This is a genomic window from Brevibacterium sediminis, from assembly GCF_024895295.1.
In the GTDB taxonomy this organism is placed as follows: Bacteria; Actinomycetota; Actinomycetes; order Actinomycetales; family Brevibacteriaceae; genus Brevibacterium; species Brevibacterium sediminis.
The window spans coordinates 402841-423526 of sequence record NZ_JAHQRN010000005.1 but is presented as its reverse complement, the minus strand read 5'-3'; the positions used below and the strand labels follow the sequence as shown (position 1 = coordinate 423526).

General features: G+C 65.7%; 17 protein-coding genes. 2 read left to right on the top strand and 15 right to left on the bottom strand.

Translation table 11 applies throughout. The annotated features are described in order from the left end of the window. Positions 1-37 precede the first annotated feature (37 nt). The 11 genes from KTJ89_RS14160 to KTJ89_RS14110 form a co-directional block, all read right to left on the bottom strand. Positions 38-805 (bottom strand): SDR family NAD(P)-dependent oxidoreductase, encoded by a 768-nt coding sequence (locus tag KTJ89_RS14160; RefSeq protein ID WP_259358162.1) that lies wholly within the window; start codon positions 803-805, stop codon positions 38-40. Positions 806-839: 34 nt separating this feature from the next. Then, positions 840-2363 (bottom strand): TRAP transporter large permease, encoded by a 1524-nt coding sequence (locus KTJ89_RS14155; protein WP_259358161.1) that lies wholly within the window; start codon positions 2361-2363, stop codon positions 840-842. Beyond that, positions 2360-2914 (bottom strand): TRAP transporter small permease, encoded by a 555-nt coding sequence (locus KTJ89_RS14150; RefSeq protein ID WP_139467788.1) that lies wholly within the window; start codon positions 2912-2914, stop codon positions 2360-2362. The genes KTJ89_RS14155 and KTJ89_RS14150 overlap by 4 nt, the downstream gene beginning before the upstream one ends. A gap of 1 nt (position 2915) precedes the next feature. After that, positions 2916-3956: a DctP family TRAP transporter solute-binding subunit gene (locus KTJ89_RS14145; RefSeq protein ID WP_253903964.1), complete on the bottom strand. Its 1041-nt coding sequence runs from the start codon at positions 3954-3956 to the stop codon at positions 2916-2918. Positions 3957-4037: 81 nt separating this feature from the next. After that, entirely contained in the window at positions 4038-5006 is a 969-nt protein-coding gene (locus KTJ89_RS14140) for an SDR family NAD(P)-dependent oxidoreductase (protein ID WP_259358160.1), read from the bottom strand. Next, positions 5003-6643 carry an AMP-binding protein gene (locus KTJ89_RS14135; RefSeq protein ID WP_259358159.1) on the bottom strand — a complete coding sequence of 547 codons (1641 nt, stop codon included), beginning with the start codon at positions 6641-6643 and terminating at the stop codon, positions 5003-5005. Before KTJ89_RS14135 ends, KTJ89_RS14140 begins: the two co-directional genes overlap by 4 nt. Then, positions 6643-7806: a thiolase domain-containing protein gene (locus tag KTJ89_RS14130; RefSeq protein WP_259358158.1), complete on the bottom strand. Its 1164-nt coding sequence runs from the start codon at positions 7804-7806 to the stop codon at positions 6643-6645. The genes KTJ89_RS14135 and KTJ89_RS14130 overlap by 1 nt, the downstream gene beginning before the upstream one ends. A 155-nt stretch (positions 7807-7961) precedes the next feature. Continuing rightward, positions 7962-8798: an alpha/beta fold hydrolase gene (locus KTJ89_RS14125; RefSeq protein ID WP_259358157.1), complete on the bottom strand. Its 837-nt coding sequence runs from the start codon at positions 8796-8798 to the stop codon at positions 7962-7964. Positions 8799-9102: 304 nt separating this feature from the next. After that, positions 9103-9444: a DUF1330 domain-containing protein gene (locus tag KTJ89_RS14120; protein WP_139906557.1), complete on the bottom strand. Its 342-nt coding sequence runs from the start codon at positions 9442-9444 to the stop codon at positions 9103-9105. A gap of 4 nt (positions 9445-9448) precedes the next feature. Continuing rightward, on the bottom strand, positions 9449-10732 hold the full coding sequence (locus KTJ89_RS14115) for an MFS transporter (RefSeq protein WP_259358174.1): 1284 nt from the start codon (positions 10730-10732) through the stop codon (positions 9449-9451). After that, the gene (locus KTJ89_RS14110) at positions 10732-11670 is read right to left on the bottom strand and encodes a hypothetical protein (RefSeq protein ID WP_259358156.1); all 939 of its coding nucleotides are present in this window, start codon (positions 11668-11670) and stop codon (positions 10732-10734) included. Before KTJ89_RS14110 ends, KTJ89_RS14115 begins: the two co-directional genes overlap by 1 nt. 173 nt (positions 11671-11843) lie before the next feature. Here KTJ89_RS14110 and KTJ89_RS14105 point away from each other — a divergent pair, with 173 nt between their 5' ends. Next, positions 11844-12437: a TetR/AcrR family transcriptional regulator gene (locus KTJ89_RS14105; protein ID WP_139467781.1), complete on the top strand. Its 594-nt coding sequence runs from the start codon at positions 11844-11846 to the stop codon at positions 12435-12437. 132 nt (positions 12438-12569) lie between these two features. Here the strand turns inward: KTJ89_RS14105 and KTJ89_RS14100 are convergent, their stop codons facing one another. The 4 genes from KTJ89_RS14100 to KTJ89_RS14085 form a co-directional block, all read right to left on the bottom strand. Beyond that, complete coding sequence (locus KTJ89_RS14100) at positions 12570-15128, bottom strand: GcvT family protein (protein ID WP_259358155.1); 2559 nt, start codon at positions 15126-15128, stop codon at positions 12570-12572. 62 nt (positions 15129-15190) lie between these two features. After that, positions 15191-16543: an MFS transporter gene (locus KTJ89_RS14095; protein WP_259358154.1), complete on the bottom strand. Its 1353-nt coding sequence runs from the start codon at positions 16541-16543 to the stop codon at positions 15191-15193. Between the two features lie 47 nt (positions 16544-16590). Next, on the bottom strand, positions 16591-18105 hold the full coding sequence (locus KTJ89_RS14090) for a flavin reductase family protein (RefSeq protein ID WP_259358153.1): 1515 nt from the start codon (positions 18103-18105) through the stop codon (positions 16591-16593). Beyond that, positions 18102-19322 carry an aromatic ring-hydroxylating oxygenase subunit alpha gene (locus KTJ89_RS14085; protein ID WP_229664036.1) on the bottom strand — a complete coding sequence of 407 codons (1221 nt, stop codon included), beginning with the start codon at positions 19320-19322 and terminating at the stop codon, positions 18102-18104. Before KTJ89_RS14085 ends, KTJ89_RS14090 begins: the two co-directional genes overlap by 4 nt. 262 nt (positions 19323-19584) lie before the next feature. On the opposite strand from KTJ89_RS14085, the gene KTJ89_RS14080 reads away from it, so the two are divergent. Then, positions 19585-20517, top strand: coding sequence for a LysR family transcriptional regulator (locus KTJ89_RS14080; RefSeq protein ID WP_139906551.1), 933 nt, complete (start codon positions 19585-19587; stop codon positions 20515-20517). The last annotated feature ends 169 nt before the right edge of the window (positions 20518-20686 follow it).

Sequence of the window (20686 nt, the reverse complement as noted above, 5' to 3'; positions counted from 1 at the left end):
CGGGGATCGTCCGTTCGAGCTCAGAACACTCAAACGCTCACGACATCACGGCTCCGCCGTCGACGCGGAGGATCTGTCCGGTCGTGAACGCGGCACCATCGGTGGCAAGGTAGGAGACCGCCTCGGCGATCTCATCCGGCTGGCCCATCCGATCGAGAGCCTGCCCTGAGGTGTCATAAGTCTGACCGACGGTGAGCGCTGATTCGACCGGCCCCGGTGCCACCGAATTGCAGCGGATGCCCTGGCGTCCGTACTCCTTGGCCACCCATTTCGTCAGGGCGATGATCCCGCCCTTGCTCGCCGCATATGCCGGCCCCGACCGTGCCCCGGCTTCTCCGTCGGAGACCGCTCCGCCGTTGATGCCCGAGATCGATGAGATGTTGATGATCGACCCGCGTCCCGCATCACACATGTGCGGGTGGACGGCGGCCTTGATGAAGTTGAACGTCCCACCCAGGTTGGTTTCGATATCACGCTGCCACTGTTCGGCGGTGATCTCATCGATGCCGATGCGCGCGGCCGTGCCCGCATTGTTCACGAGGATATCGAGACCCCCGAAGGTCGACACGAACGATCCGACCGCAGCGGTCACTTCCTCGGCGTCGCGGACATCGAGCGAGAACGCCGCGAACCGCTGATCCGGGTACTCCGAGGCCAACGACGCGGCAGCCTCTTCGGCACCCTTGAGATCGACGATGCCGACCGAGGCGCCTCGCTTGGCCAGCGCAGTGGCGATGGCCAAGCCGATGCCCTGGGCGGCGCCGGTGACCAGGGCCGTCTTGTTCGTGAGCAGATACGGTTCCATGTTTCTCCTTCGACAGAGTTGAGTGAGGCCCGAACTACCCGACCCCGAGCAGGTCAGGCAGCCAGTTCGAGATCGCCGGGATGTACGTGATGAGCAGCAGGGCGACGATCGCGCAGACGAGGAACGGCAGGATCCCGCGCACGACCTCCTCGAGTTTGGCTTTCCCGATGCCCGCACCCACATAGAGGTTGAGTCCGACCGGCGGCGTGAACAGGCCGATCGCGAGGTTGACGGTCATGAACACGCCGATCGTCGTCATGTCCACGCCTACACCGATGAGGATCGGCACGAGGATCGGGATGAACAGGTAGAACGCGCTGATCGCGTCGACGAAGGCACCGACGATGAGCAGGATGATCGTGATCGCCGCGAGGATGAGGTACTTGTTGTCCGTCACCCCCAGCACTGCCGTCGAGATCCGGTCGGCCACCCCTTCGACGGTGATGACGTAGGAGAAGAGGCTGGCCACGCCGACGATGAACATGATGACCGCGGTCGAAACCCCGGATTCGAGGAACACCTTCGGCATGTCCTTCCAGGTCAGCTCCCGGTAGACGAACACCCCCACGATGAGCGCGTACACGGATGCGACGGCTCCCGCCTCGGTGGGGGTGAAGACTCCGCCGTAGATCCCGCCGAGGATGATCACCGGAATGAGCAGCCCGGGGATGGCCTTGACCAGCGCGGTCATGATCTCGCCGAACCCGCCCTCGGGGTTGACCGTGGCTGTCGGATCCGCGGCGCCGACACTCGATCCGGTGGATCCGGAACTCGCCGAGGCGGCCTGCCCGTTCGCCGTCAGCAGCTGGGTCTTGCTCCCTGCCGCACTGTCACCCGTACCGCCGTTCCCGGCGGAGTCAGCACCGGCGGAACCGGATGCCGACGCTCCGGTCGACGCCGACCCCGTGACCGCCTCGGCGTCGGGCTTCGTTCTCACCGGCAGACCGGCGAGCTCACGCACCCTAGGGACGAACAGGGCGGCGATGAAGAACGCGACGGCCATGATGATGCCGGGCACGATGCCGGCGATGAACAGCCGGGAGATCGAGATCTTGCCGAACTCGGCGGCGACGACGGCGAAGATGATGAACGCGATCGACGGCGGCACGACGATGCCCATCGAACCGGAGGCCGCGACGAGGGAGACCGCGTGCTTCTTCTGATACCCGTTGCGCACGAGCGCGGGGATGAGGATCGCACCGATCGCGGCCACGGTGGCGGGCCCCGATCCGGAGATCGCGGAGAAGAAGAACGCGGAGATGATCGTCACCGCGGCCAGGCCGTGGCGCAGGCGCCCGAAGATGAGGAACGCGAGGTCGACCAGTCGCTGCGAGATGCCCGTGTACTGCATGACGATGCCGGCGAGGATGAAGAACGGGATCGCCAGCAGCGTGCCCGAACTCATCGACGGGAACATCACCGAGGGCACGACGTCGAGGACCTGCACACCGTCGGTGGTCACCAGGGTGACGACGGCGGAGAGGCCGAGGGCGAAGGCGACGGGGATCCCGAGGCCGAGGAAGAGGAAGAAGCTGCCGAAGAGCAGAAGCGCGATCATTTCCGGCCTCCTTCGGAGTCGGTTGAGAATTCGGACGAGTCGATGGTCGGGGCGGCTTCGCTGGCGAGCCGCTCGACGACCGCCTCGGCGGAGGTGTCCTCGTGCAGTGCCGTCCGCAGGGCCTGGAGGCTGCGGAAGATTCCGAGCAGACCGGCCAAGGGAATCGACAGGGTGAACAGCCATTGCGGGATCCCCAGCGACGGCGTCGCCCGGCCACGCAGCCCCTGCGCGATCGTCATCTCGCCGCCCCAGATGAGGAGGACGGCGAGGAAGACGACGATGAGAGTGGTGCCGGTGATGAGCAGTGCCCGGCGGACACTGCCCTTCGCGTTCTCGACCAGGTAGGTGAACCCGAGATGCGCGCCGAGGCGGATCCCGACGACGGCTCCCATCATCGTGAGCACGACGAGGAGGTTGATGGTGATCTCCTCGGAGAAGGCCAGTGAGGCCTTGAAGATGTAGCGGGAGAGGACGTTGACGAAGGTGACGAGGACGATCACCATGAATGAGGCGATGACGACCCAATCCTCGAAGAATCTGATGACTCTCATCTCACAGTCCTTTCGGGATGAACGCCTGGGACATGTCCGGTCCCCAGACCTTGCGGTATTCGCTGTAGATCGGACCCAGCTTGGCGCGGAAGGCGTCCTTCTCCTCGTCGCTGAGTTCGTTGACCTCCATGCCGGAGTCGGCGAGTTCGGCGATGAGCTTCTCCTCGCCGTCCCGGTTCTTCTTGATCTGGAAGTCGTTGGCCTCGCCGGCCAGGCGGCTCACGAGCTTCTGGTCCTCCGGAGTCAGTGAGTCATAGAGGTCCTTGTTGATGCCGAGGACGAGCGGGTCGTAGGAGTAGTTCCACAGCGTCAGGTACGGCTGGACCTCCTGCAGATTCGCCGAATAGATGACGTCGATCGGGTTCTCCTGCCCGTCGATGGCTCCCTGCTGCAGGGCGGTGAAGACCTCGCCGAAGGGCATCGTCGTCGGGTTCGCGCCGAGTCCGCGGTAGAGGTCGGTGTACATGCCGAAGCCGGGGATGCGGAACTTCATGCCCTTCATGTCTTCGGGCGTGTGGATGGGCCGGTGCGTGTTCGTCAGCTGCCGCATTCCGGATTCGCCGAAGCCGAGCAGGTGCACTCCGCGTTCGGCGAGGTAGTCGCCGTAGACGTCCCCGCCTTTTCCGGCGAGCGCCTTCTGACCGTCCTCGACGGAGTCGAAGACGAAGGGGGCGGTGACGGCGCCGAAGCGCGGGTCGACGCCGGCGTAGATGATCGGCGAGTTGTAGGAGAAGTCCTTCGCCCCGTCCATGAGCTGTTCGACTCCGGCCGTGGCCTCACCGGCCGACAGCCGTTCGTTGGCGAAGACCTTCATGGTGATCCGTCCGTCGGTCTCCTCGTCGAGGTCCTTCGCGAACTTCTCCGCCGCGAGGTACCACGTCGAGGTCGATCCGGTCGTCACCGTCATCTTCCACCGGTAGCGCTGCTTGCCGTCGTCGGTGGTGCCGAAGTTCGTTCCGCACCCTGCCAGCAGCAGGGCGCACACCATCAGTACGGCGGACCAGACGAGCATGGTCCTCGTCGTCCGTATTCTCGGCACCATTGCCTCCTTGATTTCCGTTATGTCACTGTCGTTGAGTTCGGTGGGATCAGGCCCTCGCCGAGGCGACCGCCGCCGTCCGCGTCATCGCTTCGGCATCCCCGCGTAATGGGTCAGTCCCCCATCCACGGGGATGAGTGTGGAGTTGATGTAAGCCGATTCGCCTGATGCGAGGAACACCGCGAGGTCCGCTACGTCCTCGGGCCGACCCATCTTCCCCGTCGGTGACTGCGCATGCCGAGCGGCGAGCATCTCCTCGACCGAGCCGTAGTGGCCCGAGATCGAGCGGTGGATGAGCGGGGTCTCGATGAGGCCCGGGGCGATCGAGTTCGCGCGGATGCCTTCGGAGGCGTACTGCGCGCCGACGACCTTCGTCAGCTCGATGAGTCCGGCCTTCGACGCCGCATACGCCGGATAGTCATACCCCATGTAGCGCATGCCGCCGACCGAGGACACCGTGATGATCGACCCGTACCCGGCCGCACGCATATGCGGCAGAGCATGCTTGATCGAGGAGAACGCCCCGGTGAGGTTGATATCGAGCGCACGTCGGAAGCCGTCGGTGTCGAGTTCGTCGACTCCCCCGTTGACGACGATGCCGACGTTGTAGTGGAGCACGGTCGGTCCACCGAGGCGGTCGACGCAGTGCGCGAACGCCGCGGCCAGGGAGCCTTCGTCGCCGACATCGGCGACAACCGTGGTCAGCTGAGAGTCGAGGTCGACCCCGCCGAGGTGGACGCCCGTGCCGGGGACGCGATCGGCACCGGTGTCGCGGTCGGGCTCACCGTCGCGACGGTTGCTGAGGTCGACACGGTCAGTGCCGTCAGCACCGTCGGCGGCGGCCGCCTCGGCGAGGGCCCGTGTCGCTTCGTCAAGCGCCCTCGGGTCACGGTCGACGATGCAGACCTTCGCTCCCTCGCGAAGGAATCCGATCGCTGCAGCGAAGCCGTTGTTCACCTCCCCGTCCGGAGTGCCGCAGCCGATGGCCATGATCGTCGTGCCGACTAACCTACCTGTCGGCACTGACACGGCTGCCGTCTCTGTCGTGTTCATCGTGCGCTGCCCCGTCCTTGGGAGTATTCGGCCTTGAGTTCCTTGCGCGCGAGTTTGCCGTAGGCGGTGACCGGCATGGTCTCGACGAAGTGGATCTCCTTGGGCACCTTGTATTTCGCCAGCCCCGACTTGCACAGCGCGGTCAGCCGTTCGGCCAGGTCCTCCGCATCGGCATCGGCAGCACCGGCACCTTCGTTCCCGGTCGACGGCGCGCGTTCGATGACGGCCACGCCGATCTCGCCCCACTGCGGGTCGGGCACGCCCACGACGACGGCCTGGGCCACCTCGGTGTCGGTGAGGAGGAGCTCCTCGATCTCGCGGGGGTAGACGTTCGAACCGCCGGAGATGTACATATCGGACTTGCGGCCGGTGAGGAAGAGGTACCCGCGTTCGTCGAGGTAGCCGACATCGCCGGTGTGGAAGAGCCCTCCGGCGAAGGATTCGGCATTCGCATCGGGGCGGCCAAGGTAGCCGGCGCACACGGTCGGTCCGGCCACACAGACTTCGCCCTGCTCACCGGCGGGCAGCTGCGCGCCGGCCTCGTCGACGATGACGATTTCGACTCCGGTGCGGGCTCGGCCGCAGGTGCCGATGCCGGCGTCGTCGACGGGGATGGCTCCGTGGTCCTCGGGGCGGAGGATCGTGATCGCTCCGGTCACCTCGGCGAGTCCGAAGTACTGGACGAGGCACGGTCCGAGCCTCTCGAGTGCCCGGGCTTGGTCGGTCGCGAGCATCGGGGCTCCGGCGTAGATGACCCGCTCGAGGGTGTGGTCCTCGGGTCCGCGGCCTTCTGGGTAGCCGGCGGCGATGCGGTTGAGAATGGTCGGGACGGTGAAGGCGTTCGTGATCCCGTAGGCGTCGATGGCCGGCCACAGGGACTCCACGCTGGGCTTGCCACCGGGGTGGATGATCGACGGGGTGCCGCCGAAGACCTGACCGAGCATGTGGATGCCCGCACCGTGCGATAGCGGCGCGAGCACGAGGGAGGCCCCCGTCTCGTCCTCGTTGGGAAAGAGGTCGCAGCGGTGATTCATCAGCACCGCGCCGAGGTGGCGGTGCGTGAAAGTCGCAGCCTTGGGTCGCCCGGTCGACCCGGAGGTGAAGAAGTACCAGCAGGGGTCGTCCTCGTCGACAGTCGAGTCGACGGCTTCTGCCGGTGCGGCTGCCGCCTGCGCCGTGGGCAGGTCCCCGATCCGGAAGACGGGGCCGGTGAAGCCGGTGTCTTTGAGAGCGGTGACGAAGTCGGCGTGGGCGCGGTCGGCGATGACGGCGGCGGGGGCGACTTCGGCGCTGATGCCGAGCAGCTCCTCCGTCGACAGGGCCGCGTTCGGTGGGGCGATGACACCGCCGGAGCGCAGGATGCCCCAGAAGGACTGGATCACCTCGGCGTGGTTGGCCGAGACGAGGAGGACGGTGTCGCGGCGATCGACTCCACCGGTCTGCAGGGCGGCGGCGAGCGCTTCGGCGCGGGCGTCGAGTTCGGCCCAGGTCCACCGCTGCCCGTGGTCGTCGTCGACGACGGCGAGGCGGTCGGGGATCCGGCGGGCCGTCTGGGTGAGGAAGTGGGAGACGTTGACCCCGCGCCGAGGCGTGGGCGTGAAGTCCTTGGCCGGGGACGTCTGGGAGATGGCGCGCATCAGCGGACGCGCTCGAGCACGGAAGCGAAGTTCGACACGGCGGCACCGCCCATATTGAAGACACCGGCGAGTTCCGGGGTCTCGATCTGGATGCCGGGCGAGCGACCGGTCAGCTGGGCGGCGGCGAGGGCGTGCATGGACACACCGGTGGCACCGATGGGGTGGCCCTTGGCCTTGAGTCCGCCGGAGGGGTTGACGGGCAGGCGGCCGCCGACCTCGGTGGCACCGTCGTCGAGCAGGGTGTGGCCTTGCCCGGGGGCGGCGAGTCCGAAGGCTTCGTATTCGAGGAGCTCGGCGATGGTGAAGCAGTCGTGAGTCTCGAGGAAGTCGAGGTCGTCGATGCCGATGCCGGCAGCTGTGAGCGCCTGCTCCATGGCGGCGCGGGCGCCGGCCATCTCGAGCGGGTCGCGTTGGGACAGCGGCAGGACGTCGTTGGCGTTGCCCATGCCTCTCCAGGTCACGGCCTGCGATGCGGAGGCGGCGACATCCTCGGCGGCCAGGACCAGGGCCGCGGCCCCGTCGGAGACCATCGAGCAGTCGGTGCGGCGCAGGGGTTCGGCGACGTACGGGTTCTTCTCGCTCACGGTGTTGCAGAACTCGAAGCCGAGGTCCTTCTGCATGTGTGCCAGAGGATTCTGCGATCCGTTGGCGTGGTTCTTCGCGGCGATCTTCGCGAGTGCTTCGGAGTGGTCGCCGTATCGGTCGAAGTACTGGCGGGCGATCTCGCCGAAGACTCCGGCGAAGGACTTATAGTGCTCTTCCTCTTCCCGGAAGCTGGCGCTGAGCAGCACTTCGTTGACGTCGTGGCCGGAGGCCTGGGTCATGCGTTCGGCGCCGATGACCAGGGCGGTCTTGTGGCGGCCGGCTGCGATGGAGTCGTGGGCTGCGAAGATCGCGGCGGAACCGGTGGCGCAGGCGTTCTCGTGCCGGTGGGCGGGTGTGCGGGCGAGCTCGGGGAACACGGTGCCCGGCAGTGCGGCTTCGAAGCCTTGGCGGGAGAGTCCGTTGTTGAAGACGCCGACGTGGATGACGTCGATGTCGGCCGGTTCCAGTCCCGCCTCGGCGATGGCGTCGCGGGCGACGTCGGCCATCATCTGGGGCAGCGGTGATTCGGATCGTCCGAACTTGCCGTGGGACCAGCCGATGATCGCAGGTGAGGACATGGACACTCCTTCGGGTACCGGGCTCTGCGGAACGAGCACTGTCCTCTCATACTTTCCCGGTCCCACCAGCTGGTCAAAGAAAATCCACCATATGGAACATTGGTGTCGTCTAGCCGAGCTGGTCGCGCAGGGCCTGAGCCGTGGTCCGGTGTGAGTCACTTCGCGACGAGGAACTCCTCAACGACCCCGTTGAACGCCCGTGGGTTCTCCAGGAACGGAAAATGCGAGTTCGCCTCTTCGACCGGGAACACGTGAATGCGCGCGTCGGGAATCTGTGCGGCAACATAACGTTGCGAATCGGGGTTGACGTGGCTTCCATCGCACCCGAGTACAAGAGTGGGCACATCAATGTGGGGCAAGACGTCTCGCCAGTCCTGAGCGCAATGGTCGAAGAGCAGTGGGACCGCGGCATAGGACGGGAACGATTTGATCTCCTCGGCGACGAAGTTCCATACCTCTGGATCGGGTTCTCCGGAGAACATTCCCCGCACGAAGTCCTCACACACCTGTTCACTGTCAGGTCCGCTAAGCGCACTGCCCAGTTCGAGGAGTCCGTCAACACCGAAGATCGCACCGCATTCGCGTTGTTCGTCCTCAGTCAGCCACGGAACAGCTGCGACGGCAGCTGGCTGGTCGACAGCGATGAAACGTCGAATCCGTCCAGTACCGTACTGATCGATGTAACTCCAGGACACGGAGACACCCATCGACCAGCCGAGAAGGTCGACTTCGTCGAGTCCGAGGTCATCGAGAAGATTGCTGAGATCCTGAGCCAGACGCGCGATCCGGTAGCCGTGGTGAGGTTTCCCAGAAAGTCCGTGACCGCGCTGATCAAGCGTGATGACTCGACGGTTCTCCGCCAGTCCGGCGAGCTGGTAGCGGAACATTGCCTGAGTTTGGCCCCATCCGTGGAGCATAACCAGGGGAACTCCGTCTCCTCCGCTGTCGCGGTAGGTCAAGTTCACTCCATCGTTGGTGGTGAGAACAGGCATGGCACGCTCCTTCAGAAAGCACCGGTCCGGTGAACAGGCAGAGCCGACCCGATGAGTCGCCATTGCACGAAACTCGACGCAGAGAAGACCCCTTTGTGACCTCATTTCGACCCTGTCTCGCTATCGTCATCGTTCACGTTCCGCGAGGCAACGAAAATCCACCATATGGAACATTGGTGTCGGCCTTCTAAACACCACCACTGGCGTAGCCGCCGAAAAACGGGCGGAGCGTCGAGAAACGGGTGTGCGCGCCCGTTTCTCGACGCTCCGTGCGTTTTTCGATAAAGCCCCGCCAGCTCGGCGGCTAGCCGAGCTGGTCGCGCAGGGCCTGAGCCGTGGTCCGCGGATCGTAGCCCTCGGCCACTCCCTCGACGATGACGATGTCGGTGTCGATATGGCGCGAACGCAGTGGGGCGATGTCCTGATAGGCCGGTGAGTCCCACCATTCGTGAGCGAGCCGAGCGTCGGGGAAGGCGATCATGACGACGTGTCCCGGCCACCGCCCTTCCATCACCTCGTGGGCGGTGCCGTGGACGAGGAACTGTCCTCCGAAGGGTTCGAAGGTCTCGCCGATCCGGTCGATGTACTCGGCGACCTCGGGGTGCGGCGCGAACTGCTGCAGGTGGGCGATCGCGTAGGCGGTCATGGTGTCACTCTCCTGTGTTCTCTGTGTGCTTCGATGAGTTGCGGTGGTGCGATTGATCTCCGTGGTTCGAGGATTTGCTGCCGTGGGACGCCTCGCCAGCAGGCGGCGTCACATCGGTGTCTCGCGCCCGTCCAGCCGGCGGCGACCGCCGGACGAGTTCCAACAGAAACAGGGCAACCAGCCCGAATCCCGCCGCGGTCAGCGGCAGGACTCCGGGACCCGTCTCGGTGAGCACGGCCCCGCCGACGGCGGCCCCGAATGCGATGCCCAGGTAGGTCCCAGAAGTGTTGAGCGCCAGTGCCTGTCCGGCCAGGGGCCCGGCAAGTCTGTGCAGGCGCATCTGGATCGCGGGTGAGTTCCAGAAGGCCATTCCGCCCCACACTGTCGTGACGATGAGCACGAGCCAGATGGGCACTGGCCGGACTGCCCACATCGCCCACATCGCGACCATGGCGGCGATGATGACGCCGATCCCGAAGAACAGTGCTCGCCCGGGGCCCCATCGGTCTGCGACCTGACCGCCGAGCCAGATTCCGGCCATGCCCGCGAACCCGGAGAGCCCGAATGCCACTCCCCGTTCCTCGACTCCGGATCCGGCGGTCGCACTCAGATAGGGCGCCAGGTAGGTGAGGACCATCATCGTCCCCGCCATGAGCAGGCAGTTCGCCGCGAGACTCACGGCGATCGGGGCGCGCGTGAGGCTGCGCAGCTGTTCTGACAGTCGTGGAGAGCGGTCGCCGCGGGCGCTTCCGGGAACAGTGAGGAGGACTCCGATGAGCGCGAGCATCCCGGCTACGGCCACGGCCAGAAAGGTCGCCCGCCATCCGAATGCGCCGCCGATCCACGTCCCCAGTGGGACACCGAGCGCGATTGATCCGGTCACCCCAAGGGAGACGGTCGCCAGGTAGCGGCCGGTCTTTTCCCTCGGCGCATGGGACGCAGCGAACGCGAAGATGGCTGGGGTGGCGCTGGCTGTCGCCGCGGCCGCCACCACCCGCAGAACCATCAGCACGGCGAAGGACGAAGTTCCCACCGCGCCGAAATTCGCTAAGGCGAAGATGATGAGCGCGACAAGGAACAGCCGCCGAGGCGGGACCCGGGCGAGCGCGACAGCTGCCACCGGCGCGGCCACGGCTACGGTCGCCGAGAATGCCGTGACGAGCTGACCAGCCTGGCCTTCGGTCACCCCGAGGTCGGTTGCGATCTCGGGCAGAATTCCGGCGATGACATAGTCGTCCGTATAGAGGACGAACGAGACTGCGAGCAGGACGAAGAGCCAGGGCGGCATCACGCTGACCGATCCGCACCACCGAGCCGGAGCCGGTCCCGGCTAGACGGCACGTGAGTCCGGCCCAGCCTGCGCAGGTGGGTCCGGAGCACTGCGAGGCCGAAGAGGCTGGCACCCGGAGTCGCGAGGACAGCGATCCCGACGACCACCGGCGCAATCTCGCCGCCTTGGGCGAGAAGAATCTGTGTCGGCCCTTGGAGAGCCACAACGCAGCACCCGGTCCAGGTCACCAGCCACGCCGCGCGCGGCCATCTCCCGAGATAGCGCGAGAACATCGGACACAGCAGGCAGAGGAACCCGAACAGCGCGGTCATAGCCAACACCATCCGCTGTGCCGGCTGCTCCATTCCCTGGGGCCCGGTGCTTCCCGGTCCCGCAATCGCCCAGAAGGCCATGGCGCAGCTGAAGGGCAGGATGCCGAGTGCACCGCAGACGATCATGGTCGGCGACGGTGCCGGGGGCGGAGTGTTCAGAAGATCGCCCCAGCGCCGGATCACATAGGCTCCGACGACGATCGCCATCGCCGCGCCCAGAGCGCAGAATCCTGCGTAGACGAGCCCGAACACCCAGGGATGCATTCCCTGTTCGGCCATTCGCACCTCTCCTTCGATGAGTGCTTGAATGAGAATGCCCGACGGCAGTCCCAGCAGTATCGGACCGAGGAGCCCGGCCGCTCCGGCGCCGAGCACGAACACCACGGGTGCCGGAATGCGTCGCGCCCATGGTCGTGTCAGCGCCACCACGAAGACCACGCCCACCACCATCATCGCGAGAGTGATGGTGTTTCCGATGAGAAAGCGCGGCGCAAGCATTCCCTCGCCTCCGGCCGACGTGGTCGAACCGACCGACGAACCGCTCAGCCACAGGACCTTGAAGGCGAGATACGGCAGAACCGCGACGATCGCCGTGATGATGGCGGCGCGCTGCAGCGATGTCACAGGTGCAGGTGCTGATATCCGTGCGTTCGTCACGGCGACTCCCGAATTAGAGGACGTTCTCTAGATGCTAGTCTCTAGTTTGAGGTACGGTGGCTCGACGGTCAACCCTTCGAACGAGATTCTCTGAATCCCCGGACTGACCCGAACGCCTGGAGCGAGAGGACGTGACAAACATGGCGAAACGCGCACTCTATTCGCGGGACGATATTCTCTCGGCGGCCATCAGCGCTGTCGGCCGACGCGGCCATGCCGCCACAGTGGCCGATGTGACGCATGAGCTCGGTGCACCGTCGGGTTCGATCTACCACCGCTTCCCGACTCGGGAGTCGCTGTTCGCTTCTGCCTGGATCCGGTGCGTGCACCGATTCCACGACACGTTTGCAGCGATCACGGATGTCGATGACCCGCTCGAGGCGATCGTCGAGACCGGCCTGCTCATCCCCCGGTTCTGTCGAGAGAATCCCGACGAGGCCCGGACTCTCACCCTCTACCGGCACTCAGAATTGCTCGCCGACCCGCCCAAGGGACTGCTCGATGACCTCACAGGACTCAACGATCCCGTGGTCGCTCATATCTCCGAACTCACGCGACGCCGGTTCGGCGAAGTCACCCCTCGCAGCTTGCAGCTCGTCGCCTTGGCCTGCCGAGACACCCCGTACGGCATGGTGCGCGGCTTCATCGGCGGCGAGATCCCCGCCTGGCTCGACCAGCCGATAGCCGCAGGCATCGCCGCGATCGCCTCGTTGGACCCCTCAGCCGACCACTGAGCACTGAACCTTCCCGTCGAGAAACGCATGGAGCGTTGAGAAACGGGTGTGTACCCCCGTGTCTCGACGCTCCATGCGCTTTTCGATGAAGTCCGGCGGCGACTCCTCGCTGAGAATTCGAGCCGCCCGGCATCACCCTTTGAGGCGAGTCATCTCCGGGTCGAAGAGCGGCTCGGCGGTGACTGTGGCCGGCAGGCGGCGGCCGAGGTATTCGATCTGCACAGCGTCACCGACCGCCAGAGTGTTCGGCAGCCAGGCGTAGGCGATCGACTTCCCGATCGTGTATCCGTAAGCCGCCGAGGTGACGTAGCCGTCCGCGACTCCCGATCCGTCCGATCCGTCTGACTTCGCCGAGGCGGTCTCGCCGTCCGCGACACCCGACCCGCCGACCACGTACACCGGCTCTTTGCCGAGCACCACGTCAGAGGGCACGTCGAGGGTGAGGCAGGTCAGTTTCGTCGTCGCCTCGGCGGCCCTCGACTCCAGCGCGGCCTTGCCGGTGAAGTCGTCGGTCTTCGACGCCTTCACGGCGAATCCGAGTCCGGCTTGAACCGGTTCGTGTTCGCTGGTCATGTCGGTGCCGAAGGACCTGAACCCCTTCTCCAGTCGCATCGAGTTGAAGGCTTCGCGGCCTCCGGCGATGATGCCGAATTCCTCACCGGCTTCCCACAGCACGTCCCACAGTCGCGACCCGAGATCCGCCGAAGTGTAGATCTCCCAGCCGAGTTCGCCGACATAGGACAGGCGCATCGCCGTAACCGGCACACCGCCGAGCACCGCCGGCTTCGTGCGGAAGTACTTGAGTCCGGCATCGCTGAAGTCCTCATCGGTGACCTTGGCGATGACATCCCTGGCCAGCGGGCCCCAGAGACCAATACAGCAGGTGCCGGGAGTCGTCTCGCGCACGGTGACCCACTTGGACGGGTCGGCGGCAGACTGGTGCCTGGCCGCCCGTGAGATGGCCGCGAGGTCGATGTTCGAGTTCGCTCCCACCTGGTAGGTCTCCTCGTCGAGGATCGCGACCGTGATGTCGCTCGTGATGCCGCCGGCTTCGTCGAGCAGCAGCGTGTAGCTGACCGCTCCCGGTTTGCGCAGCATCGACGAGGTGGTCATCCCGTGCAGCAGTTCGCCCGCTCCGGGGCCGGTGACCTCGAAGCGCTTGAGCTGGGTCATGTCGAACATCGCCACCGAGGTGCGCGTCTTCCACGCTTCGGCTGCGGCGATGGGCGAGTGGAACTGATCCGCCCAGGCGTCCCGTTCTGGTGCCGCCCACTCGGCCGGCATCTCCGACAGCAGAGCGGCGTTCGCGTCGAACCAGTGCGGCCGCTCCCAGCCGGAGGTTTCGAGGAAGAACGCACCGAGTTCCTCCTGCTGCCTCCGGAACGGGCTCGAGCGCAGGTCACGCGGGGAGACTCGTGGCTGCAGAGGGTGGATGATGTCGTAGATCTCGACGAAGTTCTGCTGGGAGGTCTCGCTGACGTAGTCCGCTGACGTCTGCACATCCTCGAAACGGTTGAGATCGATTCCCGACAGATCGGTCTTCGACCGTCCTTCGGCGATGAGCTCGGCCACAGCGCGGGCGATGCCGGCGCCATGGGTCACCCACACCGCCTCGGCGACGAAGAATCCGTCGACCTGACGGGACTGTCCGACCAGCGAACCGCCGTCAGGGGTGAACGAGAAGATGCCGTTGAAGCCGCGTTGGATCTGAGTCTGAGCGAGTTCGGGCAGCAGTGTCTTCGTCGCCTCCCATTCGGGGGCGAAGTCGTCCGGGGTGAATTCGAGGCTCGAGGGCATCCGTTCGCTGGTGATCTCGTCGGGCGAGTAGGTCTGCAGGGTGTCGAGGTCGACGGGCATCGGTCGGTGCGCGTAGGAGCCGATGCCGATCCGCTCGCCCCATTCGCGGTAGTACAGGTCCTTGTCCTGGTAGCGCAGGATCGGCGCCTGCGCCCCGGCGGGCGTCTCGTTCTTGCCGATGAGTGAGGGCACCTCAGTGGTCCAGGCGAACTGGTGTCCCAAGGGCAGCAGCGGGATCGGAGTACCGACCATCTCACCGATCTTCGGCCCCCAGAATCCGGCGCAGGAGACGACGATATCGGCAGGAATCCGGTCATCGCCGCAGATCACGGCGCTGACGCGACCGCTTGTGGTCTCGATACCCGTCACCGTGGTGCGGTCGCGGAATTCGACCCCGGCGGCACGGGCACGATCGATGACGATCTGCGTGCCCTTCGCCGCCAACGCGAGGCCGTCACCCGGGGTGAGCAGACCGCCGTGGACCATGTCCCGGTTGAGCATGGGGAAGAGCTTCGCGCACTCGTCGGCGTCGATGACGTCGGCTTCAACGCCGTAGGAGCGGTTCCATCCGGCCCGCCGGTGCAGGTCCTGCAGCCGATCCTCGGTGGTGGCGATCTCGAGGCCTCCGACGGGCAGGAACGATCCACGCCCGTCGGCGTCCTTGAGCGAGGTGAGCTTCTCGATCGTGTACTGCGCGAATTCGGTCATCGACTTCGACGCGTTCGAGGAGAAGACGAGTCCCGGTGCGTGCGAGGTCGAGCCGCCCGGGATGTTCAGCGGGCCCTGTTCGATGACGAGGGTGTTGGTCCAGCCCAGCTGCGCGAGTTCGTCGGCGAGGTTGGCGCCGACGATGCCGGCTCCGATGATAACGACTCGTGGTGATGAGATCGGCACTGAGTACTCCTTGTTGTTAACGGTGGTAGAGGCAGTTGTCGCAGCAGACGCCGGAGCGGAGCTCAGTCGTCCAATGCGGAGTATTTGGTTTCCGGTGCCCAGAAGAGCGAAGCGATGAACCCGACCAGGGGGAAGACCGCCGCGATGAGCAGGGTGCTCGAGACACCCAGGTGTTCGAGCGTGACCGGGAACAGATAGGTCGCTCCGGCCGCACCGACTCGACTGAATGCCGCGGCGTAGCCGACGCCGGTGCTGCGGAACCGGGTGGTGAACATCTCCGGCGGATAGACGTACTGAATGCTGTTCGACGCCGTGATGATGAGGACGAAAGCGCCGAAGACAATGAGCACGACCACTGACGGCAGCTCAGTCCAGCCGCCGAGGAAGACGAGCAGGACCACCATGAGCGCGAAGGTCCAGTTGACGAACGCGCGTCGGGGCAGCAGCCACAGCAGCCACAGTCCCACGCCGGCGCCGAGGAGCTGGAGCCCGTTCATGAGCAGATCCGTGGAGAATCCGCTGTTGAGTCCGAGGTCTTCGAGCACCGGCACGATGAACGTGAAGATCGCGAACAGCGGACCAACCTGGCAGAACCAGAACAGTCCGGAGTAGATCACCGTGCGGACGTCGTTCTCGCGGAAGAAGTCGCGCAGGCGGGTCTTGACGACCTCGGTCGGCGCCGGCGGCAGTCCGTACTGCGGGCCATAGTGGGCGGCGACGATCGCCTGCGCCTCGGTCGTGCGCCCCTGAGCCTGCAGCCACCTCGGCGATTCGGGCAGGGCCATGCGCAGGATGAGCACGACCAGGGCCGGCACCGCGCTGCTGGCCAGGAGCATTCGCCACGAATCCCCGTCCCAGACGTGGGCGACGACGAATGCCGAGATGAACCCGATGAACCAGAACGCCGCGATCGACCCGAGCAGAACGCTGCGGTGGCGGCGCGGGGTGAATTCGGCCAGCAGAGCGGTGCCGACCGCGTATTCGACGCCGATGAGCAGGCCCAGCAGCAGCCGCATGGCCACGAGGTCCCACGTGCCGACGACGAAGAGCTGGGCCAGCGAGACGACGACGAAGCCGACGAGGTTCCAGAAGAACACCCGCTTGCGCCCATAGCGGTCGGCGATCCGCCCGAAGAACAGACCGGAGACGAAGATCCCGATGAGCGCACTTGCCGCGATCAGTCCCTGCCCTAATGCCGACAGCCCCAGCTCCGCGGCCGCCGGAGCGACGGCACCGCCGATGACGCCGAGGATGTAGCCGTCGATGAAGATCCCACCGAAGGCCGCAACCGCGACGAGGAGCACGAGCCGGTTGAGCGGGGCCTCATCGATCGAGATCCGCCCGGCATCGGTCCGCTGCGCGAAAGCATCACGACGGACCGGCTCGATGCCGTCGATGTCCTTCTGCTGTGTCATGTGGTCTCCTTCGACTCACCGAACGAATATGGTAGTCAGCGCCCGGTTCAGGCGTCGATGACGAGGTCGGTCTTCGCCGTCGAGCAGCACGGCAGGAACTTCCCCGCGTCGATCTCTCTGGCGCGGATTCCGCCCAGATGGTTCATCTCGACATCGCCGTCGAGCTTGACGACCTTGCAGGATCCGCACATGCCCTCCTGACAGTTCGCGGGGATCTTCACCCCCGCCTTCCGCGCGGCCTGGAGGACCGTTTCGTCCTCCCCGACGCAGACGTTGAGGCCGGTGCGCACAAACGACATCGTGTGCTCACCCTGCCCCACAGTAGGCAGTGCGGCCGGGTCGACGACGGCGATTTCGTCATCGTCGCCCGATCCCCCCGCCGAGGCGGCCGCCCCATCCCCAGCCGGGACCGCGGGCCCAGCGTCGGACTCAGATCCGGGCCCCACCTCGGCGAGGTTCTCATCGGTGACCCCGACGACCTCGATCTCGACCTCGTCGTCGACGGGCACGACCGCCTCGGCGTCGACCGCTTCGGTCGGTGCGCCGACCGCCTCGACCGGTCCGTCGGCGTCGTACTCGGGTTCGTACATGTCGAGCGCGGCCGGCTGGGACTCGAAGTACTCCTCGGTCGTCGCCGCGATCTCCTCGGCGATCTCACCGGCGATGGCGACTTCCTCGGCGTATTCGGCACGGATCTCACGATCGCCGGAGAAGAACTCCATGAACACCGAGGTGTCGTCGACGCCGACTTCGCGCAGCAGTTCGGTCGCGGAGTTGAGGTATCCCTCCGGGCCGCAGGCGAAGATCTGCCGACCGTTGGCGTCGGGCACGAGCTCCTCGAGCAGCGACGTCGACAGGCGGCCCGTCCGTCCCTCCCATTCGTCGCCGCATTCCCGATCGCCGAGGCAGTAGATGACCTTGATCCGGAAATCCACGTTCGCGAGGAAGTCGAGTTCCTCGGAGAAGGCAAAGGAGTCAGGTGCGGCTCCGTGGTAGAGGAGGACGACATCGGCCTGGCCGGGCAGCGAATGCACAGTCCTGATCATCGACATCAGCGGGGTGATCCCGGCTCCAGCCGCGAGCAGCAGGAACCGTGCTCGCCGGTCATAATCTGCGAGGTGGAACGCACCGACAGGGCCGAGCATGTCGAGGACGGTGCCGGGACGGAGGTGGTCATGCGCCCAGGGCGACACCCTGCCCTTGGGGTCGCGTTTGATCGTGATCGAGAACGTCCACGGCTCGGTCGGGGCCGAGGAGATCGAATAGCTGCGCGACACCGGCTCGGCATTCGGTCCGTCGATGGGGAAGTCGATGTTGATGTACTGCCCCGACCGGAACGCCAGGGGCGCCCCGTCCATGCGACGGAAGACGAAGACCATCATCCCTCCCGCCTCGGGGATGGTCTCCACACATTCGGCGGCGAATTCCTGCGGGTGCCACGGACCCAGCGCGGTGGCGGCTCCGGCTGGCCCCGAGGCGCTCGAGAGCACGCGGTTCCAGGGCATCTCCAGTCCGCGCACCCGCTGGGCCAGCGGCAGCGCGGGCACAGCGGAGGATCTCATCCGACGTGCTCCCGCATCCGCTGCACGTACCAGTTGATGAAGGCTTCGACCTGGTATTCGCTCTTCATATACGGACCCTGCTCATAGAACGGGCTCGCCGCTCCCTGCTGGCAGAGTTCGACGAAGGCCTTGTCCTGCAGGTTGGTCTGCTTCCATGTGTGAGTGAGGGTCTCAAGGTCATAGTCGACGCCTTCGACGGCGTCGTCGGCGACGAGCCAAGTGGTGCGCACGAGGGTCTTCGAGGCACTGATCGGGAATGCCGCGAAGGTGATGACGTGATCGCCGAGGAGGTGGAACCAGGAGTTCGGCTGCAGATGCATCGAGCAGCGGCCGAGGCGGAAGTCCGGCAGATCGCCGAGCAGCTTCTTCGACAGCCGGCGCCCGTCTGCCGAGAAGGACTCCCCCGCTCCGTCGAGCGATTCGCGGGAGATGCGGATGCCGCCGACCCGGGTGTCGAGTTCTTCGACGACTTCATAGGGCAGGCCGTAGCGGCGGCAGCGGTATTCGAGGGAGGCCTGCGCCTGCTGGTTGCGGTCCCAGACGTCTTCGAGGTGGGGCGGGATCGTCTCATCGGTCAGGCCCCAGGTCGGGAACAGCGAGCACGCGAGCTCCGGGTGGCCGTCGCAGTGGTAGCACTCGCGGTTGTTCTCCATCACGAGCTTCCAGTTGCCCTCTTCGACGATGTTCTGCTGATAGGCGACTTTCGTCTTCGCCAGCTCATGAGGGGCGATATAAGGTTCGAAGATCTTCGCGGTCTCGTGGAAGTCCGTCGGCGGCTCTTCGGCCAGGCAGATGAACACGAGTCCGGCGGCGATCTTCCCGTGCGCGCGTTTGAGTGCGTAGCAGGACTTGTCGAAGGTCATCTCCCCCGGCGCCGAGGCGTGGATGAGGTCGCCCTCGGGGGAGTACGTCCACGAGTGGTAGCCGCAGACGAGGTTGCCCGTCGTTCCCTGCGCATCGGTGAGGACTCGTGCCCCGCGGTGGCGGCAGACGTTGTGGAGGACGTTGACGCCGCCGTCGTCGTTGTGCAGGACGATGAGGGAGTACGGACCGTAGTCGAGCGTGACATAGTCACCCGGCTCGGGGATCTCGGCGACGCTGCACGCGAAGACCCAGTGCTGACCGAAGATGGCCTGCATATCGAGATTGAAGAGGTTGGGATCCGTGTAGAACGGAGCTTCGAGCGAGAAGCCTGTCCGACGGGTGTCGAGTCGGATTCGGGTCTCGTCGAGCTTCTCCTCGGTGAATCCCGCAGGGAAGCCCTTCTTCGTCGGTGCCAGGTTAGTAGCTGTCAATGCTCATCTCCCTTGATGTCTGCCTGCAGCGGCCCACCGATGGAAGGGGCGAAATCCTCGGCGGAGACCGCGGAGACCGTGTGCTGCCGGAACGATCTCGACAGTCACACTAGCGAGGAACTCCCTGCAGAAAAAGCGCGAGATTTCGTTACATATTCTGCGGATTCACTGCATAATTGTGCGCATGATCGATCCGCGCCTGACGACACTGCGCACCTTCGCCGCCTGCGGCACCATCGCCGCCACCGCCGAGCTCACCGGCTACTCCGCATCGGCGGTCTCCGGCCAGCTCAGAGAGCTGCAGCAGTCCCTGGGCATGACCCTTCTCGTCAAGGACGGTCGCGGTCTGCGACTGACTGCGACGGGGCGCTACCTCGTCCGCCGCTCCGACGAACTGACCGCCGCATGGGAGGACATCCGCGCCGGCGCGCTCGGGGCCGGGGATCAGGCCCCCACTCACTTCGGAATCGGGGGCTTCTCGACCGCATCCTCGAACCTGCTCGCGCCCTTGGCGGCGAACCTGCGGGCTTCACGGCCGAAGGTCCGCGTCCACGTGATCGAGGCGACTCCGACTCGCTGCTTCGAGCTCCTCGTCGCCGAGCGCATCGACCTCGCCGTCATCGTCTCGATGCAGGGCAATGTCCAGGTCGAGGAGGATCCCCGCTTCGAGAGCATCGACCTCCTCGACGATCCCCTCGACGTCATGGTGCCTTCAGGCCACCCTGCGGCGGGCAGGGAGTCGGTGACTCTCAGCGAGCTCGCCGGTGAGGATTGGATCACGGCCGGCCCGGGCTCGCCCTATCATTCGCTCTTCATCGCCGCGTTCACCGCCGCGGGAGTGACGCCGACGGTCGCGCACGAGTCCGCGGAGTGGGAGACGTCGGCGGCCCTGGTCGGCGCCGGGGTCGGAGTGAGCCTGCTGCCGAGGCTGGCCAGCCTCGCCGGAGAGGACAACGTCAGCCGGGTGCGGCTGACGGGCACCGGGAGACTGAGCCGGAAGATCATCGCCGCTGTCCGCGCCGGCAGTCGCAGATCCCCGCTGATCAGGGATTCCCTTCAACATCTGCGCACGACCTCCCAGTACATCCTCTCGACGCGCCTGCGCGAAGACTCCTGAAACGGCACCTCCGCCCGGCCACCGACACGGGGGCTTGACAGAGCTCTCTCACGACGGCGAGACTGCATCTAAGTCTGATGTCAGACTGATATGTCAGAGCTGTCGACGGGCTCCCGTTCGTCGCACTCGCATATCGAATTCCCACGCTTTCGCACCCATGGAGGCTCAA

Excerpts from the sequence above, each read along its gene's own strand:
- KTJ89_RS14120 (WP_139906557.1), bottom strand. The coding sequence starts at position 9,444 with ATGACCGCCTACGCGATCGCCCACCTGCAGCAGTTCGCGCCGCACCCC.
- KTJ89_RS14125 (WP_259358157.1), bottom strand. The coding sequence starts at position 8,798 with ATGCCTGTTCTCACCACCAACGATGGAGTGAACTTGACCTACCGCGAC.
- KTJ89_RS14155 (WP_259358161.1), bottom strand. The coding sequence starts at position 2,363 with ATGATCGCGCTTCTGCTCTTCGGCAGCTTCTTCCTCTTCCTCGGCCTC.
- KTJ89_RS14130 (WP_259358158.1), bottom strand. The coding sequence starts at position 7,806 with ATGTCCTCACCTGCGATCATCGGCTGGTCCCACGGCAAGTTCGGACGA.
- KTJ89_RS14090 (WP_259358153.1), bottom strand. The coding sequence starts at position 18,105 with ATGAGATCCTCCGCTGTGCCCGCGCTGCCGCTGGCCCAGCGGGTGCGC.
- KTJ89_RS14140 (WP_259358160.1), bottom strand. The coding sequence starts at position 5,006 with ATGAACACGACAGAGACGGCAGCCGTGTCAGTGCCGACAGGTAGGTTA.
- KTJ89_RS14115 (WP_259358174.1), bottom strand. The coding sequence starts at position 10,732 with ATGCCGCCCTGGCTCTTCGTCCTGCTCGCAGTCTCGTTCGTCCTCTAT.
- KTJ89_RS14145 (WP_253903964.1), bottom strand. The coding sequence starts at position 3,956 with ATGGTGCCGAGAATACGGACGACGAGGACCATGCTCGTCTGGTCCGCC.
- KTJ89_RS14095 (WP_259358154.1), bottom strand. The coding sequence starts at position 16,543 with ATGACACAGCAGAAGGACATCGACGGCATCGAGCCGGTCCGTCGTGAT.
- KTJ89_RS14105 (WP_139467781.1), top strand. The coding sequence starts at position 11,844 with ATGGCGAAACGCGCACTCTATTCGCGGGACGATATTCTCTCGGCGGCC.
- KTJ89_RS14150 (WP_139467788.1), bottom strand. The coding sequence starts at position 2,914 with ATGAGAGTCATCAGATTCTTCGAGGATTGGGTCGTCATCGCCTCATTC.
- KTJ89_RS14135 (WP_259358159.1), bottom strand. The coding sequence starts at position 6,643 with ATGCGCGCCATCTCCCAGACGTCCCCGGCCAAGGACTTCACGCCCACG.
- KTJ89_RS14160 (WP_259358162.1), bottom strand. The coding sequence starts at position 805 with ATGGAACCGTATCTGCTCACGAACAAGACGGCCCTGGTCACCGGCGCC.
- KTJ89_RS14080 (WP_139906551.1), top strand. The coding sequence starts at position 19,585 with ATGATCGATCCGCGCCTGACGACACTGCGCACCTTCGCCGCCTGCGGC.